The sequence below is a fragment of the Bradyrhizobium sp. LMTR 3 genome (assembly GCF_001693485.1).
In the GTDB taxonomy this organism is placed as follows: domain Bacteria; phylum Pseudomonadota; class Alphaproteobacteria; order Rhizobiales; family Xanthobacteraceae; genus Bradyrhizobium.
Genome location: NZ_MAXC01000023.1, coordinates 24,488 through 45,964, shown reverse-complemented (window position 1 = coordinate 45,964; position 21,477 = coordinate 24,488). Strand labels below are relative to the sequence as shown.

The 21,477-nt window shown below is 63.8% G+C and carries 21 protein-coding genes and 2 tRNA genes; 14 read left to right on the top strand and 9 right to left on the bottom strand.

What is annotated here, in order from left to right; all coding sequences use genetic code 11:
• The first annotated feature begins 3 nt into the window (after positions 1–3).
• The 3 genes from LMTR3_RS17285 to LMTR3_RS17275 all read left to right on the top strand — a co-directional run bounded on the left by LMTR3_RS17285 (position 4) and on the right by LMTR3_RS17275 (position 2,487).
• On the top strand, positions 4–1,785 hold the full coding sequence (locus tag LMTR3_RS17285) for a heme biosynthesis HemY N-terminal domain-containing protein (protein ID WP_065746274.1): 1,782 nt from the start codon (positions 4–6) through the stop codon (positions 1,783–1,785).
• A 94-nt stretch (positions 1,786–1,879) separates the two neighbouring features.
• Positions 1,880–1,955: transfer RNA gene (locus LMTR3_RS17280), tRNA-Thr, on the top strand.
• Positions 1,956–2,082: 127 nt separating this feature from the next.
• Entirely contained in the window at positions 2,083–2,487 is a 405-nt protein-coding gene (locus tag LMTR3_RS17275; protein ID WP_065746273.1) for a hypothetical protein, read from the top strand.
• Between the two features lie 74 nt (positions 2,488–2,561).
• Here the strand turns inward: LMTR3_RS17275 and LMTR3_RS17270 are convergent, their stop codons facing one another.
• The gene (locus tag LMTR3_RS17270; protein WP_065746272.1) at positions 2,562–3,614 is read right to left on the bottom strand and encodes a polysaccharide deacetylase family protein; all 1,053 of its coding nucleotides are present in this window, start codon (positions 3,612–3,614) and stop codon (positions 2,562–2,564) included.
• 206 nt (positions 3,615–3,820) lie between these two features.
• On the opposite strand from LMTR3_RS17270, the gene LMTR3_RS17265 reads away from it, so the two are divergent.
• Positions 3,821–4,099 carry a hypothetical protein gene (locus tag LMTR3_RS17265; RefSeq protein WP_065746271.1) on the top strand — a complete coding sequence of 93 codons (279 nt, stop codon included), beginning with the start codon at positions 3,821–3,823 and terminating at the stop codon, positions 4,097–4,099.
• A gap of 231 nt (positions 4,100–4,330) precedes the next feature.
• Positions 4,331–4,552, top strand: coding sequence for a hypothetical protein (locus tag LMTR3_RS17260; protein ID WP_065746270.1), 222 nt, complete (start codon positions 4,331–4,333; stop codon positions 4,550–4,552).
• A 21-nt stretch (positions 4,553–4,573) separates the two neighbouring features.
• On the opposite strand, the gene LMTR3_RS38580 is transcribed toward LMTR3_RS17260, so the two are convergent.
• From LMTR3_RS38580 to LMTR3_RS17235, 6 genes are all read right to left on the bottom strand, one after another.
• A complete protein-coding gene (locus tag LMTR3_RS38580) occupies positions 4,574–4,747 on the bottom strand; it encodes a hypothetical protein (protein WP_176721929.1) in 174 nt (57 codons plus the stop codon).
• Positions 4,744–6,159 carry an amidase gene (locus LMTR3_RS17255; RefSeq protein ID WP_065746269.1) on the bottom strand — a complete coding sequence of 472 codons (1,416 nt, stop codon included), beginning with the start codon at positions 6,157–6,159 and terminating at the stop codon, positions 4,744–4,746. Before LMTR3_RS17255 ends, LMTR3_RS38580 begins: the two co-directional genes overlap by 4 nt.
• A gap of 31 nt (positions 6,160–6,190) precedes the next feature.
• Entirely contained in the window at positions 6,191–7,540 is a 1,350-nt protein-coding gene (locus tag LMTR3_RS17250; protein WP_065746268.1) for a TRAP transporter large permease, read from the bottom strand.
• Positions 7,537–8,142 carry a TRAP transporter small permease subunit gene (locus tag LMTR3_RS17245; RefSeq protein ID WP_065746267.1) on the bottom strand — a complete coding sequence of 202 codons (606 nt, stop codon included), beginning with the start codon at positions 8,140–8,142 and terminating at the stop codon, positions 7,537–7,539. Before LMTR3_RS17245 ends, LMTR3_RS17250 begins: the two co-directional genes overlap by 4 nt.
• 113 nt (positions 8,143–8,255) lie before the next feature.
• Positions 8,256–9,377 (bottom strand): TRAP transporter substrate-binding protein, encoded by a 1,122-nt coding sequence (locus LMTR3_RS17240; RefSeq protein ID WP_065746266.1) that lies wholly within the window; start codon positions 9,375–9,377, stop codon positions 8,256–8,258.
• Positions 9,378–9,697: 320 nt separating this feature from the next.
• Positions 9,698–11,389 carry an MFS transporter gene (locus LMTR3_RS17235; protein WP_065746265.1) on the bottom strand — a complete coding sequence of 564 codons (1,692 nt, stop codon included), beginning with the start codon at positions 11,387–11,389 and terminating at the stop codon, positions 9,698–9,700.
• A gap of 149 nt (positions 11,390–11,538) precedes the next feature.
• Between LMTR3_RS17235 and LMTR3_RS17230 the strand changes: the two genes are divergently transcribed.
• The 3 genes from LMTR3_RS17230 (at position 11,539) to LMTR3_RS17220 (ending at position 15,940) form a co-directional block, all read left to right on the top strand.
• Positions 11,539–12,906, top strand: coding sequence for a hydrolase (locus tag LMTR3_RS17230; RefSeq protein WP_065746264.1), 1,368 nt, complete (start codon positions 11,539–11,541; stop codon positions 12,904–12,906).
• A 136-nt stretch (positions 12,907–13,042) separates the two neighbouring features.
• The gene (locus LMTR3_RS17225; RefSeq protein WP_065746263.1) at positions 13,043–14,428 is read left to right on the top strand and encodes a cytochrome P450; all 1,386 of its coding nucleotides are present in this window, start codon (positions 13,043–13,045) and stop codon (positions 14,426–14,428) included.
• 102 nt (positions 14,429–14,530) lie between these two features.
• Positions 14,531–15,940, top strand: coding sequence for an adenylate/guanylate cyclase domain-containing protein (locus LMTR3_RS17220; protein ID WP_065746262.1), 1,410 nt, complete (start codon positions 14,531–14,533; stop codon positions 15,938–15,940).
• A gap of 214 nt (positions 15,941–16,154) precedes the next feature.
• Here LMTR3_RS17220 and LMTR3_RS17215 read toward each other — a convergent pair whose 3' ends face one another.
• Positions 16,155–16,631, bottom strand: coding sequence for a cupredoxin domain-containing protein (locus LMTR3_RS17215; protein WP_065746261.1), 477 nt, complete (start codon positions 16,629–16,631; stop codon positions 16,155–16,157).
• 377 nt (positions 16,632–17,008) lie between these two features.
• On the opposite strand from LMTR3_RS17215, the gene LMTR3_RS17210 reads away from it, so the two are divergent.
• From LMTR3_RS17210 to LMTR3_RS17195, 4 genes are all read left to right on the top strand, one after another.
• Positions 17,009–17,512 (top strand): tellurite resistance TerB family protein, encoded by a 504-nt coding sequence (locus tag LMTR3_RS17210; RefSeq protein WP_065746737.1) that lies wholly within the window; start codon positions 17,009–17,011, stop codon positions 17,510–17,512.
• A gap of 225 nt (positions 17,513–17,737) precedes the next feature.
• Complete coding sequence (locus LMTR3_RS17205) at positions 17,738–18,517, top strand: SDR family NAD(P)-dependent oxidoreductase (RefSeq protein WP_065746260.1); 780 nt, start codon at positions 17,738–17,740, stop codon at positions 18,515–18,517.
• Positions 18,518–18,682: 165 nt separating this feature from the next.
• Positions 18,683–19,483 carry a glutamine amidotransferase gene (locus LMTR3_RS17200; protein ID WP_065746259.1) on the top strand — a complete coding sequence of 267 codons (801 nt, stop codon included), beginning with the start codon at positions 18,683–18,685 and terminating at the stop codon, positions 19,481–19,483.
• A gap of 112 nt (positions 19,484–19,595) precedes the next feature.
• Positions 19,596–20,408, top strand: a complete 813-nt coding sequence (locus tag LMTR3_RS17195) for an enoyl-CoA hydratase (RefSeq protein ID WP_065746258.1) — start codon at positions 19,596–19,598, stop codon at positions 20,406–20,408.
• A 124-nt stretch (positions 20,409–20,532) separates the two neighbouring features.
• Here LMTR3_RS17195 and LMTR3_RS17190 read toward each other — a convergent pair.
• Positions 20,533–20,608 (bottom strand) — tRNA-Ala (locus tag LMTR3_RS17190).
• A gap of 184 nt (positions 20,609–20,792) precedes the next feature.
• Between LMTR3_RS17190 and LMTR3_RS17185 the strand changes: the two genes are divergently transcribed.
• Positions 20,793–21,083 (top strand): YggT family protein, encoded by a 291-nt coding sequence (locus LMTR3_RS17185; RefSeq protein ID WP_065746257.1) that lies wholly within the window; start codon positions 20,793–20,795, stop codon positions 21,081–21,083.
• A 30-nt stretch (positions 21,084–21,113) separates the two neighbouring features.
• Complete coding sequence (locus LMTR3_RS17180; RefSeq protein ID WP_065746256.1) at positions 21,114–21,431, top strand: DUF167 domain-containing protein; 318 nt, start codon at positions 21,114–21,116, stop codon at positions 21,429–21,431.
• Positions 21,432–21,477 lie beyond the last annotated feature (46 nt).

Sequence of the window (21,477 nt, the reverse complement as noted above, 5' to 3'; positions counted from 1 at the left end):
TCAATGGTCCGGATCATTCTGTTTCTGCTGTTGATCGCGCTCGGAGCAGTGGGCGCAGCCTGGATTGCCGAGCAGACCGGCAATGTCGTGCTGTCGTGGGGCGGCTATCGCGTGCAGACCACACTGCCGGTGTTCGTGCTGGCGCTCGGCATCGTCATCGTCGCGGCGATGATGCTGTGGGCGATCCTGCGCGGCCTGTGGCGGACGCCGCAACGGATCCGCCGCAACCGGCGCGAACGTCGCCAGGCCCGCGGCCGGCATGCGATCACGCAAGGCCTGCTCGCGATCGGCCATGGCGATTCCACGGCTGCCCGCATCCACGCGGACGCCGCGCGAAAGCACGCGGCGCATGATCCGCTGGCCCTGCTGCTGCACGCGCAATCGGCGCAGCTCGACGGCGATCGCGAGGGCGCGCAGCGCGCCTTCCGCGCCATGGCCGAGCGTGAAGACACGCGGCTGTTGGGCCTGCGCGGCCTGTTCATCGAGGCGCAGCGTGCCGACGATCCCGTCGCCGCCGTCATGCTCGCCGAGGAAGCGCTGAAGCTGTCGCCGTCGTCGTCATGGGCATCGCACGCCGTGCTCGGCTTCTGCTGCGCCAAGGGCGACTGGGGCGGCGCGCTGAAAATCCTCGACAACAATCAATCGGCCGGGCTGATCGACAAGGCGACCTATCGCCGGCAGCGCGGCGTGCTGCTCACCGCACGCGCGCTCGAACTCGAAAAGGTCGATCGCGACCTGGCGCGCGAAAGCGTGATGGAGGCGGTCAAGCTGGCGCCGACGCTGGTGCCCGCCGCGGTGCTGGCGAGCAAGTTCGAGAGCGAAGCGCACCAGGTGCGGCGTTCGATGCGTCTCGTCGAGACGGCGTGGTTGGCGCAGCCGCATCCTGATCTGGCCGATGCCTATGCGCATGTGAAGTTGGGGGATTCCGCGCGCCAACGGCTGGTGCGGGTCGAGACGCTGGCGGCGAAAGCGCCTGAACATATCGAAGGCGCGCTGGCGATCGCGCGCGCCGCGATCGACGCGTCCGAGTTCACCAAGGCGCGCGAGGCGCTGGCGCCCTTCATCGCTCAGCCGACGCAGCGCGTCGCGCTGTTGATGGCCGAGATCGAGCGCACAGAACACGGTGATTCGGGGCGGGCGCGCGCGTGGACCTTGCGCGCGGTGCGCGCGCTGCACGATCCGGCCTGGACTGCGGACGGCTATGTCAGTGATCGCTGGCGGCCGGTCTCCCCCGTCACCGGGCGGCTCGATGCCTTCCAGTGGCAGACGCCGGTCGCGGCCCTGCCGTCCGACAAGGCGAGCACGATCGAATCCTCCCCGTTCGAGGAAGCCATGTTGGCGACCCCGCGCCGTGCCGTGGTGATTGCGCCGCCCGAGGCTGTGGACGAGCAGCCCGCCGCGCCCACCGCTCCCGTGACGTCCGAACCGCCCGTGGCACCGGCCGCGCAGGACAATGTGCCGCCACCCGCGGCTGCCGCCGAAGTGCTTCCCGCCGAGGCTCCCCGCCTCGAAGCGGCCACCATTCTTCCGACGCCGGAGCCAGCCCCGCCCAAGCCGGCCGAACCGGCACCAAGCCAGCCGGCACCGCTGTTCCGTTCCCGTCAGGATATTCCGAGGGCGGTTCCGGCCCCGATTCCCGTCGTGATCCCCCTCATTCGAGCCCCGGACGACCCCGGCATCGACGAGGACGGCGGCCCCGCGGACGAATTCGCGGAACAACTCGCTCTGCCCAAGGCCCAGGCCGGCGGCTGGCGGGGATTTTTGTCACGTTGGGGCGGCAGCTAGGCATTTCTGAAGCAGCGTTTTTCTTGCCAATCGGGGCGCTGCCCGATATCAGGTGCGGGCGTTCGCGGCTAACGCCCGGACGCCGCTTCGGTCCGCCGCAATAGCTCAGTTGGTAGAGCACGTCATTCGTAATGACGGGGTCACAGGTTCGAGTCCTGTTTGCGGCACCACGCTTTTCCGAACGTTTCCCGAATTCGTCAGCACACACGGTCACGACGCCTTTGCGTGACCTGTCTCACATAAAGCGCCGCGTCTCCCGGCCTAGTCTCCGCCTCGACCACAAGGGGAGACATCAACATGCGTAAACTCATTCTCATCGCAGGATTCGTTCTCGCATCCGCCGCAGCTCAGGCTGGGGATCGAAGCTTGTCGCTGGGGGGCATCGAGCGGGCACCCGCGAAGGCCATCGATGCACCGAAAACCGCCGAAGTCCCGCAGCCGCCGGAACCGCCGAAATATGTCGAGCGGCCGGCGATCGAGCCCAAAGCCGAGACTGCGAAGGCCGAGACACCGAAGGCCGAGACGCCCAAGCTGGCAGCAAAGGTCCAACAGCCGGCCGCCGAGCGGTCGAGAGCCGAGCGCGGAAGGCCCGTTGCCCGGAGAACGGCGTTCATGTCCAGGAGCATGAAGCCGCGCCGCAGGCACCACTGGATCGAAGCGCGCATCGTCCGCGAGCTGCATCGGCACGGCATTTACTGGTAACATTGCCAAAGCAAAACGCGCCCCCGGGATTATTCCGAGGGCGCGTTTTGTTGAGTGACGCTTGAGCCGTTGGCTTACTGCGAAACCGTCTGCACCACGCTGCTGATCGGGCGGCTGGCAACCGCCGGCATCTTCTGATCCTTCACCAGCATCGCGTCATATTCGGGCAGGGTTTCGAGCTGCTCCTTGGCCTTCATCTGCACGACCTTGTAGCCGCCAGCCCTGAGGCGGCGCAGCAGCGTCGGCAAAGCGTGCGCCGTGCTCTTCTGCAGATCGTGCATCAGGATGACGCCCTTGCCCTGCTTGTCGAGCTTGGTCATGACGTTCTGGATCACCTGGTCGGGACCCGGCGATTTGAAGTCGTTGGAATCGACATCAACCGAAAACATCGAGATGTTGCGCGAGGCGAGATAGCCAAGCGCTCCTTGCGTGTGCGCAAGCCCCGGGAAGCGGAAGAACGGCGCGGGCGCCGTCCCCAACGTCATCTTCACCGCGCTAAAGCCCTTCTCGATCTCTTCCTTGACCTGAGCTTCGGTCAGTTTCTTGCTGTCGAGATGCGCATGCGACCAGGTGTGCGAGCCGATGGTATGGCCGGCAGCGGCGACCTGCTTGAGAATTTCCGGATGATAAGTCGTGTGCTTGCCGACGGGGAAGAAGATCGCCTTCGTGCATTCATCCGCAAGTGCCTTGAGCACGGCGGGCGTGGTCGGCCACGGGCCGTCGTCAAAGGTCAGCACGACCTCTTTGTCGGTCAGGAAGTCGAACTGCTTGTATTGCAGGAAGCCGAAGCCGGGCCCGCCGGTGGTGTCGATCACGACGGCGCGGCTGACGCCGAGCGCGTCGGGATTGGCGCAGGCTGCTGATGGCCGCGCCGGCAGCGGCGCGGGGAACGCCGCGGGAGCTGGCGCAAGGGTGGGGGCCGGCTTCGAGAGGGAGGCCGTGGTCTCGACGTCGTCCCTCAGTGCGGGTCTGGCTGCGGCAGGTGCCGGCAGTGGCTCGGCCGCGCGGGCGGCAACGGTTTGGGGGGCAGCCGCGTCGGCCCGCGGCGAGGAGGTCCAGTACCAAACGCCGGTGATCACCAGCGCCGTCACTACACTGGCCAGCATCAGGCCCAACGCATTACGCATCGCTACTCTTTCCACATACTCGGGGTACACACGCAACGGGCCATTAATGCCAACAATGTCTTAACGTCTCGCGAACAAGCGCGGGTTAGGACAGGGAAATGAGGGCGTTAAGCGCGAGTGAGGTCAGTCACAGTCGCCCCGCGGTTCCGGGCGCATGCTCCTGCCATCAACAACGGGCTCGTTTGCCGAGCCAACAGGAGCCGACAATGACCGCAGTGTTCTTCAATGCCGTTCGCAAGGTCAGTCTGGTGCTGGCCTTGACCACCTCTTTCGCCGCCGCTTCGTCGACCGCGAGCTTCGCCTTCACCTCCGAGCAGCAGCAGATGTGCACCGGCGACGCATTCCGTCTCTGCAGCTCGGAAATCCCGAATATTCCGAAGATCACCGCCTGCATGATCAAGCATCGCGCCGACCTGAGCGCGGGCTGCCGCACCGTGATGGATCGCGATCTCGCGGCGAAGAAGGGCAAGCTCGCCGCGCAATAGTCGGCCCACCGGCTCCCGGGAACGCTTGCGGCGATGCGACGCAGGCGTTTTTCGTTTCGCGGCGTTCACAACGCGAACGGGGCATTTCACCGTTCACAAATGCGTGCGGCCGGGATTTTGGCGCACTGGATTCCCGTTTGACGCGTTTTCCTGACGCGGACCGGTTCCAACCTCTCCAGAAAACGCTATAGAGCGCGCTGATCGCGTTTCCCGGCTACGAAGGCATAACAAATGACCAAGATCCTTTTCGTCATTCCCCTGATCCTGATGGCCTCAAGCGTGTCGGCACAAACAGAAAAAAGAGAGGGGCATGACGAGTGCGCGCGCGACGTCTCGCGGTATTGCCGGGCGCAGATGCAGGCTGGTGATCAGGTCATTCTGGCCTGCCTGAAGCAGAACCGCTCACGGATCAGCAAGGCCTGCCAGCGGAAGCTAGCGAGCGCCGGGCAGTAGAAGGCGCCGGGCGGCCGCGGCCTATCCCGCCCCATTGCCGTTGGTGCGGAGCGATTGATAGAAGTCGTAAATCAATAGCGCCATCACCAATACGCAGATGATGACCAGCGGCACCGCCTTGATCCACCAGAGCATGATGCCGAGAAACGCGCAGACGCCGGCAACGCCGATCAGTCCGGTGATGAAATTCGTCATCTGTCGCTCCCTGTTTTCGCGCGCCGCGCACTGGTCTTGGCATTGGTCTTGGCACTGGTTTTGGCAGGCGCGGCTCTGTCGCCGCCGCCCTTTCCGAGAGTTCTGACTAGCCAGTTGGCCGTCCGCAGGAGCCGCGCATCGTTGCCGCGGCGCCCGACCAACTGAACGCCAATGGGCAGGCCGCTTTCCGATTGCAGCAGCGGCAGGTTCACCGCCGGCGTGCCGAGATAAGTCCACGTCGAGCAGAACACGGGGTTGCCGGTAGTGTCGAGGCCACGCGGCGCCGGGCCCGGTGCAGACGGGGTCAGGATCGCGTCGTATTCGTCGAACACGCCGTCGAGCGCGGCGTTGAGCGGCGCGCTGCCGGCCAAGGCGCGCGTGTAGTCGACGGCCGCCACCATGCGGCCGCGCTCGATCAGCGCACGCAATACCTGGCTCAAGGATCCGTCGCCCTGCTCGAAATCACGATGCAGGTTGTGCGCCATCTCCACTTCCATGACGGTGCGGTGCATGTCGATGGCGCGGTCGAAGCTCGGGCCGATCTCGACTTCCGAAACGTGCTCGCCGAGCGCTTCCACCAGTTCGGCAAATGCCTCCGTGGTCACCTGCTCGACATGCTTCCATGCCGGTGAGCGCACGAAGGCGAAACGCGGCGGCAATGGCGGCTCGCTTGCCGCCATTTCGACAAAGCGGGGAGCGGCAAGGGGGCACGTATCCGGATCTTCCTCGTCGAAACCCGCAAGCGTCTGCGCCAGCAGTGCTGCATCGTCGACCGAGCGCGCAAACACGCCGACATGATCGAGTGCCCGCGACAGCAGTAGCGCGCCGCTCCGTGGAATGAGACCGTGTGTCGGCTTGAAGCCAACCACCCCGCAGAAGGCGGCAGGACGGATGACAGAGCCGTTGGTCTGCGAGCCGATGGCGCCCGGCACCATCAGCGCCGCAACGGCCGCGGCGGAGCCCGACGACGATCCGCCCGGCGTGTGAGCCGGGTTGTGCGGATTTCGGGTCTTACCGGGATTGAAATAGGCATACTCGGTCGTCACCGTCTTGCCGAGGATCACGGCCCCTGCCGCCCGCAGGCGCGCCACCGCCGCCGCATCGCGGCGCGGCGTGCGTCCGGCCCACAGGCTGGATCCGAATTCCGTCGGCATGTCGCCGGTATCGAAGATATCCTTGATGCCCAGTGGCACGCCATGCAGCGGGCCTGTGGCCTTGCCCTGCTTGCGACGGTCGTCGGCGGCCTCGGCCTGCCGCATCGCATAGTCGCGATCGAGGAATGCCCACGCCTCGATGTCGCGATCGGCCTCGTCGATGCGTTTCAAGCAGTCGGCGACCAGCTCCGCCGAACTGAGCCGGCCGTCGCGGATGCCGGCCGCCGCTTCCGCAAGCCCGAGCGCACTGAGACTCATGCGCATCCTTTCAGCGCTTTACCGGGCCGGCTCACCGCGATCCATAGAGATAGCTGGGCAACCACAACGCAAGTTCCGGGAAGATGTAGACCAGAGCCATGGTGAAGAAGACCAGGCCGACAAAGGGAAGCGCGCCGGAGAAGATGTCGGTGAGCTTCACTTGCGGCGGCGCCACGCCCTTCAAATAGAAGGCGGCCATCGCAACGGGCGGCGTATTGAACGCTGTCTGCGTGTTGAGTGCGACCAGGATGCCGAAGAAGATCGGATCGATGCCGTAGTTGGGAAGCAGCGGCAGGAAGATCGGCACGAAGATGATGATGATCTCGGTCCACTCCAGCGGCCAGCCGAGCAGGAAGATGATGATCTGGGTCAATAGCAGGAACTGGATCGGCGACAGATTCATCGAGGCGAAGAACTGCTCGACCACGGTCTGTCCGCCAAGGACGGCAAACACCGCGGAAAACGTCCACGACCCGATGAACAGGTAGCAGACCATCGCAGTGGCGCGCACCGTCAGATATACCGATTCCTTCATCATCGTGTAATTGAGCGAACGATAGGCGGCCGCCAGAACGATGCTCATGAGGGCACCTACCGCGGCCGCCTCGGACGGCGTCGCCAGGCCAAACAGGATCGCGCCAAGCACCGAAACGATGAGCAGCGCCAGCGGCAGGAATGACGTGGCGAGAGCCCAGATTACCGTGGAGATCGGCACATTGGTCTGCTCGGGCGGAAGCTTCGGTGCGAGCGCTGGATTGATGATCGCGCGCGCGATCGCATAGAGGACATAGAATCCGGCGAGCAGGAATCCCGGAAAGAACGCGGCCGCATAAAGCTTGACCGCCGAAACGCCGGCGGTAGCCGCATAGACGATCAGGAGAATGCTCGGCGGAATCAGGATGCCGAGGCAGCCGCCGGCGCAGACTACGCCTGCCGACAGCTTGGTGTCGTAACCGGCCCGCAGCATCGCGGGCAAGGCCAAGAGGCCCATCAGCGTGACGACGGCGCCGACGATACCGGTAGCCGTTGCGAACATTGCGCACGTGATCAGCGTGGCCACCGCCAGAGCGCCCGGCACGTTCTTCATCGACAATTGCAGCGAGTAGAACAGGCGGTCGAGAATGTTTGCGCGCTCGATCAAATAGCCCATGAAGAGAAACAGCGGGACCGCGACCAGCACGTCGCTCGACGTGACCTCGAACGTCTTCTGCACGAGCAGCGTGAAGATTCGATTCTGGAAGAATTCCTGACCGGGCGTGTAGTACGCGTAGTAGCCGAACGAGACGCCCATCGCCATCAGCGTGAAGGCGATCGGGAAGCCAAGCATGATGATGAAGATGAAAAGCCCCAGCATCAGCATGCCGAGTTGAGGGTCGGTCATGCGCCGGCTCCTTTCTCGGTCGGCTCCACCGCAGCCTGGTGCTGTTGATGCTCGCGGATGATGAGGCTCTCGGTTTCCTCGACGTCGTGCAGCCGTTGCGGCCATTGTCCGGTGCGGATGCACAGCACACAGCGGATGATTTCAGCGAACCCTTGCAGAAACAGAAGCAGGCCTGTGACCGGAATCAGTGCCTTCAGCGGAAACACCGGCACGCCGGCCGGACTGAAGATGCTGACTTCGCGGAAGCGCACCGACATATCGGCGTAGTTCCAGCCCGAATACATCAATGCCGCAATCGCCGGCAGGAAGAACAGAATGTAGAGAACGAGGTCCATCGTCGCCTGGGTGCGCGGCGACCACAGCCGGTAGACCACGTCGGCGCGCACATGGCCGTTGCGCGAGAGCGTATAGGCGCCGGCCATCAGGAACATCGCGCCATAGGTAATATAGCTGATGTCGAATGCCCAGGTGGTCGGCGCACGCAACACGTAGCGCATGAACACCTCGTAGCTGACACCGAGCGTGAGGACGAGAATCAGCCAGGCGAACGCCTTGCCGACCCATGTGCTGAGTTCATCGATGAAAAACAGAAATTTCCTCATGCGAGTTGAACTCGCGGCAAATCGCACATCCGGATGTCCCCCAGTTGCTGGCTGAGCGGCGCGTCAACCGCGCCGCTCATTATTCGTACCGCCGATAGCGGCCAGCGAGCTCGTCAGACCTTGAGCACACCCGGGAAATGATGCTCGAAGGCGCCACGATAGTCCGTCGCGTTGTTCATGTTGTAGTAAACCACGCGGCGCACCCATGCCTTCTGCGAGTCCATCACCTTCTTCATGAACGGATCCGAACCGAGCTGGGCGATTATGCCGTCCCATGCCTTGATCTGCGCATCGAACACCGACTTCGGCGTCCGCACGACGTTGACCTTGTCCTTGTTGATCAGTTCCTGCAGGTCCTTGGAGTAGTAGTCCATGCCTTTCCACTCGTTGGCCGATGACACGGCTTCCGCTGCATACTGCAGAATGGCCTTGTGCTCGGCTGGAAGTGCGTTGAACTTGGTCTTGTTGAACATGATCTCGAAGTATTCCGTCGCCTGATGGTGGCTGCCCATCATGTAGTTCTTGGCTACGTCCTGTGCGCCGAAGCGCCTGTCCGAGGTCGGGTTGTTGAACTCGAATCCGTCGATCACGCCGCGCTCCATGGCCGGCACGATTTCGCCGCCCGGAAGCTGCGCGACAGAGGCGCCCATCACCTGAAACAAGTCGGCGGCGAGACCCACGGTGCGGTACTTGAGCCCCTTCAGGTCGGCGTCGCTGGTGATCGGCTTCTTGAACCAGCCGAGCGGCTGGGTCGGCATCGGCATCGCGAAGAAGCTCTTGATGTTGACTTTCATGATCTGGGTCTGGAGTTCTTCGAACAGCTCCTTGCCGCCGCCGTTGTGAATCCAGCCGAGGCCTTCGTTGGCATTGAAGCCGAACACGGGCCCGGTGCCGAACAGCGATGCTGCCTTGTGCTTGCCGTACCAGTAGACGGTCACCGTATGGGCCGCGTCGATCTGGCCGCCATGCACGCCGTCGAATACCTGGAACGGATGCACGACCGAACCGCCCACCAGATAGTCGATACGCAGCCGGCCTCCCGCCATCTCGTTGACGCGCTTCACATAATCTTCGGCCATCTCGTTGAAGACGTCGGCCTTGCCCCACGAGCCCTGCATCTTCAGGGTCGCCGTCTGCGCCCGGCTGACTTGTGGCATCGCAATCGCCGCACCGCCGGCGGCCGCGGCCGTCAGGAAACGGCGCCGCGTCGTTTTTGTATCGCTACGCTTGCTCATGAGTTCCTCCCGGTTGAGATGTCGCCCGCTGTCGCCGCAGGCTTGTTTGTCTCCACGACAAGTCAAAGGCTTGCGCGGCATTTTGGCAAGCGGGAAGTGCGCAGGCTTCTTATGAATCGCTCAATTGGCAGGGTAACGTTGTTATTTCGCAGGCGCGAAGCAGGACCTGTTCGCGTTCGGCGGGGCGAATGCGCGCCGGCGTCTTGCACTTTAGTCGCAGGAAATGGGTGGCGCGGTGTCGGCAGGTACGCTGAAGTTTGGCTGATTTCCCGCGCCATTTCTGCGCCCAATAGCCGCGGTGCGGCACCCATATCGATGGGTCAGGTGCTGCTGCCTGCCGCGGTCGCCACCACCGGCAAGACCTCGTTGGCGGCGCGGTCGGGGGTATCTTCCTTCCAGCGGACCGAGCCGAACGGCCGCTCCAGCATGCGGCGGACGCGAATCGGCTGCGGCCCGAGGTGAAAGTCGATCGCGCGCTGGTGCAGCGCGCGCTCGGACTGCGTCGCACGGTTACGCTGGCGCAGATAATCGAGCCAGGTCGGGCAATGGTAGCGCTCGGTCCATAATTCGGGGTCGCCGATGTCGCGCGCGATCGACCAGCCATAGGCGCCGTTGCGCTGGCGGCTGAGCTGCACTTCCTGCATCACATTGTGAAACGCGCGCGCGTTGTCCTGCGCGACGCGATATTCGATCTCGACCACCAGCGGTCCGCTGCGCCCCGTGAGCGACAGCCGCACCTCGGGATCGGCAAGCAGTTCGGTGGCATCCTCGTTGCGCGCGCCGACCGGCGGCATGCGCAGCCAGATGCCGAGCAGGGGCGAGATCAGCATCAGGCCAGCCGAGACCAATAGCGCGATCTCCACGCCGGCGAGGTCGGTGAGGTGTCCCCAGCCCCAGCTTCCGACAGCGATGCCGCCGGCGATCGATGCCTGGAAAGCCGCCAGCGAGCGCCCCGCAACCCAGCGCGGCGCCGAAAGCTGCACGCCGATATTGAACAGGGCGACCGCCAGCATCCACACCGCGCCGGCGAGCACGAGCGCAATCGCCGTCAGGACCGCGTTGGTGCTCAGCGCGACCGCCGCGATCGCGCCGGCCATCGATATCGCGCAAGCGCGCACCGCGGCCTCGCCGCTCATGCGCCGCCGCACCTCGCCGATATTCAGCGCGCCGAACACCGCGCCCATGCCGAAGGCCCCGAGCATGATGCCGTAGGTTTGCGCGCCGCCATGCAGGAGATCGCGAGCGACCAGCGGCATCAGCGCCGAGACCGAGCCGCCGATGATGCCGGTGACCAGCGTGCGCGTCAGCACGATCTTGATCGACGGCGAATTGGTGATGTAGCGCACCCCGGAGACCATGGCGCGGTTGAGTCGTTCGCGCGGCAGGCGCGACGGCTCGTGGGCGCGATTCCATAGAAACATCACCACCATAAGAGGCAGATACAGCACCGCATTGACGGCAAACGCGGCCACGGCGCCTGATGTGGCGACCACGATGCCGCCGATCGCCGGACCGAAGCTGCGCGCAATGTTGTAGCTGATGCCGTTGAGTGCGACCGCCGCCGGCAGCGTCTCCGCCGGCACCTGCTCGGTCACCGAGGCCTGCCAGGCCGGCCCGAACAGCGCCATGCCGCTGCCGACGACGAAGCACAGCGCCAGGAGGATATTCGGCGTAACGAGGCCGAGCCACGCCAGCACCGTGAGCGCGGTTGCGCCGACAAGCGCGATGCCGAGCGAGACCAGCGCGACGATGCGGCGGTCGTGCATATCGGCGATGGCGCCGGCGGGCATCGAGATCAGCATGATCGGCAGCATCAGCGCGGTCTGCACCAGTGCGACCTTGTCGGCCGAAGCAGTCATCTGCGTCATCGCCCAGGCCGCGCCGACGCCCTGGATCAAAATCCCCAGGTTGGAAACGAGGCTGGCGAGCCAGATGCGCCGGAACACCGCGTGCCGCAACGGCGCTGCGATGCCATCTGTCGCAAGAAGCGAGCGTTTCGGCTGGTCGGTCATGATCGGTTCCGTTGGCGTTCTGTCACCGGCTTGATTCCGTTCGAATGTAAAGTGATGCCTGCGAAAGCCTCGGCCTGTCCAGTCGAAGCAGCACTATCGGCGGTGCTATCGCACAGCTAAGGTATTGAAAAGCAACGGAAGGTTTCGGAATGCGGCTGTCGCGGCGGTTAATTCTCAAGAGCGCAGGAGCGTTGCCTTTGCTGGCGGGCGGTCTTCCGCTCCTCGGACTGCAGGCGCGGGCGCAGACCGCACCGGCGGCCGTTCCGCCGATCCTGTTCGTGCATGGCAATGGCGACCATGCGGCACTCTGGATAACGACGCTGTGGCGAATGGAATCGAACGGCGTGCCACGCGAGCGAATGCGGGCGATCAATTTTACCGATCCTCTGGCGCGCACCGACGACAAGGTGGAGCAACCGAACCGTTCCTCGACCGAAGACCAGCGCCGCGAGCTCGGCGAGGCCGTCAAGGAATTGCAGCGTCGCACCGGTGCGGCGCGCATTGCCCTCGTCGGCAATTCGCGTGGCGGCTATTCGATCCGCAATTACATTAGAAATGGCGGCGGAGCTGATGTGAGCCACGCCGTGCTGTGCGGCGTTCCCAATCACGGAATCTATGATTGGGATGACGGCATCAATAACGAGTTCAACGGCCGCGGCCCATTCTTGCGCGGCTTGAACGAGGGCGATAGCGAGGCGACGCCGGGCACGGCGTTTCTCACTTTGCGCAGCGACGGCAACGACAAATATGCGCAACCCGACGGACGCTTCGTCGGCAAGCCGGGCACGCCGACCGGCGTGACATCAGATGGTCCTGCGCTGAAGGGCGCGACCAATCTGGCGCTCGGCGCGCTCGATCATCGCGAGGTCGCCTTTCATCCGCGTGCGTTTCGCGAGATCTATAAATCTATTGCTGGCGCAGAGCCGTCCCGAATCGAGATCGTGCCGGAAGCGGAAGTCAGACTGAGCGGGCTTGTGACGGGTACGCCGGGCGGCGTCGTCACCAACCGTCCGGTTTCCGGCGCGACGGTCGAAATCTATCGGGTCTCTCCCGAAACCGGCGAACGGATCGGCGGTCCGGTCCATTCTTCGCAAACCGGCGCCGACGGCCGCTGGGGCCCGGCGCAGGTCGAGGCTACCTGGTTTCTCGAAATCGTGCTGACGTCAGCGGGCTCGCCGACCACCCATTTCTACCGCTCGCCGTTCCCGCGCTCCTCCGAAATCGCGCATCTGCGCGCCGCGCGCCCGCTCGGGCCGGCCGATGCCGGCGCGGGCGCCGTGGTCCTGATGTCGCGCCCGCGGGGCTATTTCGGCCTGCCGCGAGACGTGGTGCTGATCGACGGCAAGGAGCCTGGGGACGTGAAATCCGGCGTGCCGACCGATTCGGTCACGATCTTGCGGCTTCCGGCGGCGGAACTCGGCAGGCCCGTGGTGACCATATTCAATACGGAACGGATCGTGGCGCGGGCCTGGCCGGCCTCGGAAAACCGGATTGCGGTGGCCGAACTGACTTATTAGCTGTTTCCTGACGGGTGCGCCTTTGTGGCGCCCGGATCGAATGCATAGTAGAGCCGTAGCCCGCATGAGCGACGCGATATGCGGGGCGTTGGTCCCGGATATCGCTACGCTCATCCGGGCTACGAGAGTGGCGCCGATGAGCATAGCCGAAGCCTACGACGTGACGGTTGCGCGAGCGCCGCTGGTGCCGCCGAGCCCGCCGCGGGCGCCCGACGATATGACGGTGTTCGGGCGGATGAAGGCGATCCGCGAAAGCCCGATCGGTAGCTGGGGCCAGCGGGCCTATGAGGAAGATATCGTCCAGGGCCGCTTCTTCGGTCGCAGCACGTTCATTCTCAACGCGCCGGATGCGATCAAGCATGTGCTGGTCGACAATTACGAAAATTATACGCGCACGCCAGCCGGCATCCGGGTGTTGCGTCCGATCCTCGGCGAAGGTCTTTTGATCGCGGAAGGGCGCGCGTGGAAGCATCAGCGCCGTACGTTGGCGCCGGCGTTCACGCCGCGCGCGGTGATGCCGCTCATTCCGCACATGCTGGCGGCGACCGACCAGACGGTCGCCAAGCTGAGAGCCGCCAGCAATGGACACGTCGACCTGCGCGAGGCGATGCAGCGGATGGCGCTCGAGATCGCCGGCCGCACCATGTTCTCGTTCGGGATGGATCGCCATGGCGCCGCCTTGCGCGATTTCGTGATGGAGTATGGCGAGCGGCTGGCGCGCCCGCATTTCCTCGATCTGCTGCTGCCATTGAGCTGGCCAAGCCCGCAGGACATTGCGCGCGGCCGCTTCCGCAAGCGCTGGACCGCATTCGTCGGCATGCTGATGGCCGAGCGCCGCGCCGCCGGCAAGCAGGAGGGCGCGCCGGCGCGCGATCTGTTCGACCTGATGGGCGACGCGCGCGATCCGGAAACCGGCGAGGCCTTCTCCGACGAACAACTCGGCGATCAGGTCGCGACCATGATTCTCGCCGGCCACGAGACGACGGCGACCGCACTGTTCTGGGCGCTCTATCTGCTGGCGCTCGATCCTGCCACGCAGGAGCAGGTGGCGAGCGAAGTACAGACCGCGTCCGTCAACGGCGCGTTCGATATCGAGCGGCTGAAATTCACCCGCGCGGTGATCGACGAAACGATGCGTCTCTATCCACCGGCGTTCCTGATCGCCCGCGCGGCGATCGGGCCGGATACGATTGCGGGTCTGCCGGTCAAGAAGAAGGACGTCATCCTGATCGCGCCGTGGCTGTTGCATCGGCACGAAAAACTGTGGCGCGATCCGAGCGCGTTTATCCCGTCCCGCTTCATGACGGGAACGCCGCCCGACCGCTTCGCCTATCTGCCGTTCGGCGTCGGCGCCCGCGTTTGCATCGGCGCGCATTTCGCGCTGGTCGAGGCGACGCTGGCTCTGGCGAAGATGATCGGCGCGTTTCGCGTCACGCTGGCCGACAAGGATCCGGTGATGCCGATCGGCGTGGTGACGACGCAGCCCGACCGTTCGCCGATGTTTGCCATCACGCCTCGGTAGTCTGTTTGTGATCGGGGATTGTCGGACCGCGCGAAGAAAATGCGTCAGAGAAGCAAGCGCACCTTGCGCCGTCGCTTTGGGAGCGTCATCTAGGTTATCATCATGAGCGATACTCAGGCCCAGTTCGCAGTCTTGAAGCAGACCGCCGATTCCGCGGTGGTCGACGCCATCTCGCAATTGATCGCCACGGGCGAGGACCGCGAGCTCAACCGCATCAACCTGCTGGATTTCGCCGCGCGCTATGGGCTGGACGAGGAAAAGGTCATCTCGGCCTTCCTGCATTCGGCGCGGCTCGGGCTGTTCGATCTCACCTGGAATGTGCTGTGCCCCGGCTGCGGTGGCGTGCTCGGCGCGCACAACACGCTGAAATCGCTGCGCCACGACGATTACAATTGCGCGCTATGCGCCCAAGGTTACGAGGCATCGGTCGACGATCGCGTCGAGGTCGCCTTCACGGTCAGCCCGCGCGTCAGGCGCATAGCCGCGCACGATCCCAATACGCTGTCGATCTGGGAATATAACCGCCAGATGTTCTGGAGCTCGGGGATGGACCTGAGCGAGGAATCGATCAAGCGGCTCATCGATGAAGTCTCGCTCGAAGCCATCGAGTTGCCGGCGGGCGAAAAGGCGGTGCTGTCGCTGCAACTGCCCAATCAGTTCGTGATCGTGTTCGAGCCGGTGACGCATTCGGCGCATTTCTTCGATGTTCAGGGCGAACCGACCCGCGAACGGCAGCAATTTTCGATCGTCTTCAACAAGCTGCACGCGCCTACGGGCTCGACGGTGATGCGGCCGGGACCGCTGCGGCTGTCGCTAGACAATCAGACCGACCACCGGGTGCTGCCGGCGGTCTGGGTCGCCAACGACACGCTCCATGAGCTGCTCGGCAAGCGCAAGCCGATCCTGACTGCCAAGCGGATGCTGTCCAACCAGACTTTTCGCGACGTCTTCAAGGCGGATAATCTCAACGTCGATCAGCGCCTCAAGATCACCTCGCTTACCTTCCTGTTCACGGACCTCAAGGGCTCCACCGCGCTCTATGAGCGGGTCGGCGATCTCGCCGCCTTCGACCTGGTGCGGGCGCATTTCCACGCGCTGCTCGAAATCATCGCCTCGGAGAAGGGCGCGGTCGTGAAGACGATCGGCGATGCCGTGATGGCGACTTTCATCAGGCCGGAACATGCGATCGTGGCGGGCCTGCGCATGCGGGCGGCAATGGCGACGCTGAATGCCGAGCGTGGCCGGGAGGACCTGATCATCAAGATCGGTATCCACGAGGGGCCATGCCTCGCGGTGATGCTGAACGAGCGACAGGACTATTTCGGTCAGACCGTCAACATCGCTTCAAGGGTGCAGCACCTGTCGACCTCGCAGGAGATCCACATCACCGGCCCAATTATCGAATCGCCGGCCGTTGCCACCATTCTGGAGAAAGAGGCGATCAGGCCGATCCAGAAGGAAGCGGCGCTGCGCGGCATCGCCGACAAGGTGATGGTGTACGAGATACCTTAATTCTACTGTATCATAATTTCTCAAACCCTCATCCTGAGGAGCCCGCGAGAAGCGGGCGTCTCGAAGGATGTAGGCCAGCGACAGGCCTCATGGTTCTCCGGCGATGCGAAGCATCGTCCGGAGACGCGCGGAGCCTGTCATCGGGCCGCGCTATGCGCGGACCCGTTGGCGCTCCTCACCATGAGGGTTTATCACGCAGTGAGATTAACGGGCGCTACTCGATCACGATCTCGCCGGTCATGCCGAGCTCGGCGTGGGTCTTGCCGTCGCCGGTCTTGATGTCGCAGCGCAGATCGTTGACGCGGCCGGCTGCGACCGGCACCAGCCACCATTCGGCGGATTGTCCCGGATAGACCTCGATCTCGCGAATCGCGCCCTTGAATTCGGCGAGCGTAACGGTCTTGCCGTTCTGCTGCTGCGTCACCTGCGCCTTGCGCGTGAACACCATCTGCGAGAACGCGTGCGAGGTGAAGTAGTGCGGATCGTTGCTCGAATTGCGGAGGATCAGCTTGTAGAGCTTGCCGGTTTCGAACTTGAGTTGCTTCGGCGCGAATTCGTGTTTGCCGGGCGAGCCGAGATCGACCGTCACCTCGATCGGCGTCTGTCGCGACAGGTCACCTGCCGCAAGCGCTGCTCCGGAAGCGATTCCCAACACAACGGCAGCGCCAAGTGCGAAGCGCAAGGAGGTCATGGTCGTTTCCTTCTTTGAAAATAGCTTGCTGAAACAAGGAGTTCTTCCTTAGTGCAAATGCGAATGATTTGCAATTAGATATCGACCGGCTGCCTGCGGCGAATCGCCCAGTCGGCCTTTGGCCGAGGTCGTGTCTTACCGAAGCGGCAAGGTTTACATGCCTTGAACCGGTCCCCTCCCAACAGAAAAGCGAAAGCGCGCCGTTCGCCGCGGCGGTTTTGGGCGCTGCCCAGGTTTCACGCAGATGTTTTCCGTCACATTCAACGTGACGCCGATTTAATCCGCACGCCTTGTCAGCCACCCATCGCGCGGATTGCGAAGGCGAGGTCTTCGACCCATATTCGCTCGACAGCTTCTTCGAATTTGCAGGTAGATTGATGCTCGACGGACTGCGCCAATTCATTGCCGACATCGTTGCACCCAGCGCGGATCAGGATTTCGCGTTCGACGATACCGGATATCTCCTCGCGGCGACTGCACTACTGGTCCACGTCGTCTCGCTCGACGGCGAGCCGAGCGTGATCGAGAAGCGCAAATTGCACAGTTTGATCGAAAGCCGCTTCAAGCTCGATCCAGGGACGGCGGATCATTTGATCGCGTCGGCGACACGGGCCGAAGGCGATGCGGTCGATCTCTATCGTTTCACCAGCGTCATCATGCGTTCGGTGAACGAGGAGGGCCGGCTTCGCATCATCGAGATGATGTGGGAACTGGTATACGCGGACGGCCAGGTCAGCGAGTTCGAGGATAACGTCGTCTGGCGCGCGGCTGACCTGCTCGGCATTTCCTCGCGCGACCGGATCGACCTCAAGCATCGGGTGGCTGAGCGGCAGCCGGTCTCGTCCGCAGGTGCGGCGAAGGCCGAAGACGCAGCAATGTGACAATGAGCGGCGCAGCCACGCATCATTGCAGATGACGAAACTTTAATGTGCGCCGCAATCGGCTGCGGCAGCGCGCGATGGGCCTGAAAACATAGAAACTTCAGCGCATGGAGCTAGGCCGGCCTGGCGCCATATTTGGGGGATGGGCTTGCGCCAGACCGCGCGCCTATGCTCTCGTTCCCGTGCTGCAGCATAACCCTGATTTGATTTTAAGAGCATTCAACCGTGACCGAGCGTGTGACGCTGATTACCGGTGCATCGGCGGGCATAGGCACCGAGCTGGCGCGCGTTTTTGCATCGAAGGGTCATCGCGTGGCGCTGGTGGCGCGGCGCGCTGATCGCCTGGAAGCGTTGGCGATGGAAATCAAGGCGGCCGGCGGGGCGGCGCCGATCGTCATTCCCTGCGACCTTGCGCAACCCGATTGCGGCGACAGGATTGCCGAAGCCTTGACCGCCTCCGGGGTGGAGGTTGAATACCTCGTCAACAACGCCGGATTTGGCGTCTTTGGCAGAGCAATCCAGCGCGACCGGTCCAACCAGCTTGAGATAATCGCCGTCAATATCCGCGCGCTGACCGACCTGTCACTGCGGTTCTCCGATCACCTGATCCGCAATCGCGGCGGCCTTCTTAACGTCGGCTCGATCGCGGGTTTTCTGCCGGGGCCGGGAATGGCGGTCTATTACGCGTCCAAGGCCTATGTGTTGTCGTTCACCGAAGCCATGCGCGCAGAACTGGCGCCGCATGGCGTGCGCGTGACGGTGTTGTGTCCGGGACCCGTGCCCTCGGAATTTCAGGCGCGCGCCGGATTTAGACCCGGCTATGATTCGTCGATCCTCAATATGTCGTCGGCCGATGTCGCGCAGCAGGCCTACAGCGGATTGATGGCGAACAAACGGGCAGTGTTGCCGGGCCTCGGCATCAAGATTGTGCCGTTCATGCTCCGGCTGTTTCCGCGCTCCTTTATCCTCGGGGCGATCGGCCGCTTCCAGCTCCGCCAGCGCTGAAGAAACCCCGGGATTTCCGGGCGTTCTTGCCCGTTCGCACCGCGGCCAGCGCGCTCACCGCATCTGGCCCGCGGTTTGCTTACATTTTTGCATGTGTGCGTGAACTCACCCGAAATTAATACTCACTTAGGTATGGTTTCGATTCGAGACACCTGAGCAACGTCGATGTCGTTCCGGTCGAGCAAGAATGGCGACAACATCGTGCCCTTTCGGGGCAGCGAGGCGCTGACTGCGCCAGACGCCGCATCCCTGCCACCCGTTCTGATCGTGCTCCATCAGGAAAGCTCGACGCCCGGCCGGGTCGGCAACGCACTGCGGGCGCTCGGCTATCCCCTCGATATCAGGCGTCCGCGGTTCGGCGACCCGCTGCCTGAAACGCTGGCCCAGCATGCCGGCGCGGTCATCTTCGGCGGCCCGATGAGCGCCAACGACTCCGACGACCATGTCCGCCGCGAGATCGACTGGATCGAAATTCCCTTGCGCGAGCGGCGGCCATTTCTCGGCATCTGCCTGGGCGCCCAGATGCTTGCCAAACAGTTGGGCGCGCCGGTCGCGCCGCATCATGAAGGCCGGGTCGAGGTCGGTTACTATCCGATCCGCCCAACCGCCGCCGGTCACGCGCTCTGTTCAGACTGGCCGGAGCGCGTCTACCATTGGCACGGCGAAGGATTCCAACTGCCTGATGGCGCCGAACTGCTTGCCGAAGGCGATGACTTTCCGGTGCAGGCGTTTCGGCACGGCCACGCGTTCGGCTTCCAGTTTCATCCCGACGTCACCTACGCCATGATGCATCGCTGGACCACGCGCGGATGCGTGCGGATGGATTCGCCAGGCGCGCAGCCGCGTCACCTTCACTTCGAAGGCCGCGCCGTGCACGACGTCGTCGAACGGGCGTGGCTGAAGAATTTCATTGCAGGCTGGATCGTGCGCGCGTCGCACGCGGCTCTGCTGGAAGCGGCCGAATAGCCGCCACGCGGAATTTGCCCGCGCGTCCGAACGTCTTTCAAAAACCGCTGATGTGATAGTGTCGCGCTCCTGAGCCCGCACGGCAATGACAAGAACGACAGGGAGACCCGCGGTGACCTATCAGCATATTCTCTACGAGGTGAGCGACAAGATCGCGACCATCACGCTCAATCGCCCCGACCGCATGAACGCGTGGACCGCGACCATGGAGCGCGACGTGCGTCACGCGATGGAGGCCGCCGGCGCCGACGACGATGTCCGCGTCATCGTGCTCACCGGCGCCGGCCGCGCCTTCTGCGCAGGTGCCGACATGGAGGCGTTGCAGGCCATCGACCCCAGCGAGATCAGGCGCGGCGAGAACATTCCGCCCTTCGACATGAACCGCCGGGCGGACTGGCAGACGCGCTACGCCTATTATCCGGCGATCCCAAAGCCCGTGATCGGCATGCTCAACGGCGCAACCGCCGGCATCGGCCTGGTCCACGCGCTCTATTGCGACCTGCGCTTTGCGGCCGACAACACCGTCTTCACCACCTCGTTTGCGCGCCGCGGGCTGATCGCCGAGCACGGCATTAGCTGGATGCTGCCGCGCATCGTCGGCCACGCCAATGCGCTGGATTTGCTGATGTCGGCGCGGCGGGTCTCGAGCCAGGAAGCGTTACGGATCGGGCTGGTCAACCGGATCTATCCGCCGGATCAGTTGCGCGAGCAGACGTATGCTTACGCCCGCGATCTCGCCGATTTCGTCTCGCCCAGCGCGATTTCGGTCATCAAGCGCCAGCTCTACGACGTGCCGTTCCAGACGCTGGCAGAAGCCACCATTGATGCCAACCGCGAAATGCAGATCGCCCTGAGGGGGAGCGATTTCCGGGAGGGGGTAGCGAGTTTTGTGGAGAAGCGGCCGCCGCGGTTTACGGGGAAGTGAGGGGAAGGGTTTGCTGCAGGAGGCTTGCCTAGGCCCGTCTTCGCCCTTCGGGCTACGCCGGGCACCACGCCTCGCCCTTCGGCCAACACGTGGCTGCGCCACGCGTAGCCCGAAGGGCGAAGCATGGTGGAGCCAGGCGGGATCGAACCGCCGACCTCGTCATTGCGAACGACGCGCTCTCCCAGCTGAGCTATGGCCCCGTCGCGACCGCCTCGACATCGTCCGAAGCAGCCGACAATCGGCGCCATTTACAGTCCGGCCCAAGGCCAAGTCAAGAACGGTGAAAGTACCGATTTTGGCGTGATTTTGCCGGGAACTTCCCTTGTTTGCGAGAGGATGAACCGATATCTAGCTGTTTATCCCTCCTCGCGAGCTCCCCCTCCCATGCGTGCCATCCTCGACATCGTCATCATTGTCCTTGACCTATACGTCTGGCTTTTGATCGCCGCGGCCATCCTGTCCTGGCTGATTGCCTTCAATGTCGTGAACACGCGCAACGGGTTCGTCGCGGCGGTAGCCGAATTCCTGTACCGGATCACCGAGCCGGCGCTGGCGCCGATCCGCCGGTTCATGCCCAACCTGGGTGGGCTCGACATCTCGCCGATCATCCTGATCCTGGTCATCATGCTCATCCAGCGGGTAATTCTCTACTACATCTATCCCAACGTCATCTGACCGCGAGCACTGATAGCTGACGGATGCCCGATGGATCCCTGGCGCTACTCCACCGACGGCATCAGTGTCGCGCTGCGGGTGACACCGCGCGGCGGCCGCGACGATATCGATGGCATTGAGACGCTCGCTAACGGCCGCTCGGTGGTGAAGGTTCGCGTCCGCGCCATCGCCGACGGCGGCGAGGCCAACCGTGCGGTCACGGAACTGCTGGCGAAGGTACTCGGCGTCCCGAAGGCGAGGGTGAAGATCCTGTCGGGCATGACCTCGCGCATCAAGCAGGTCGCCATTGACGGCGATCCCAAAATTCTCGGCGAAACGCTGCGAAGGGTAGCCGCCGCCAAAGCATGATCCGGAGCCGGAGGCCGCGTTAGCGCAAAGTGAGAACCGGTTTTTC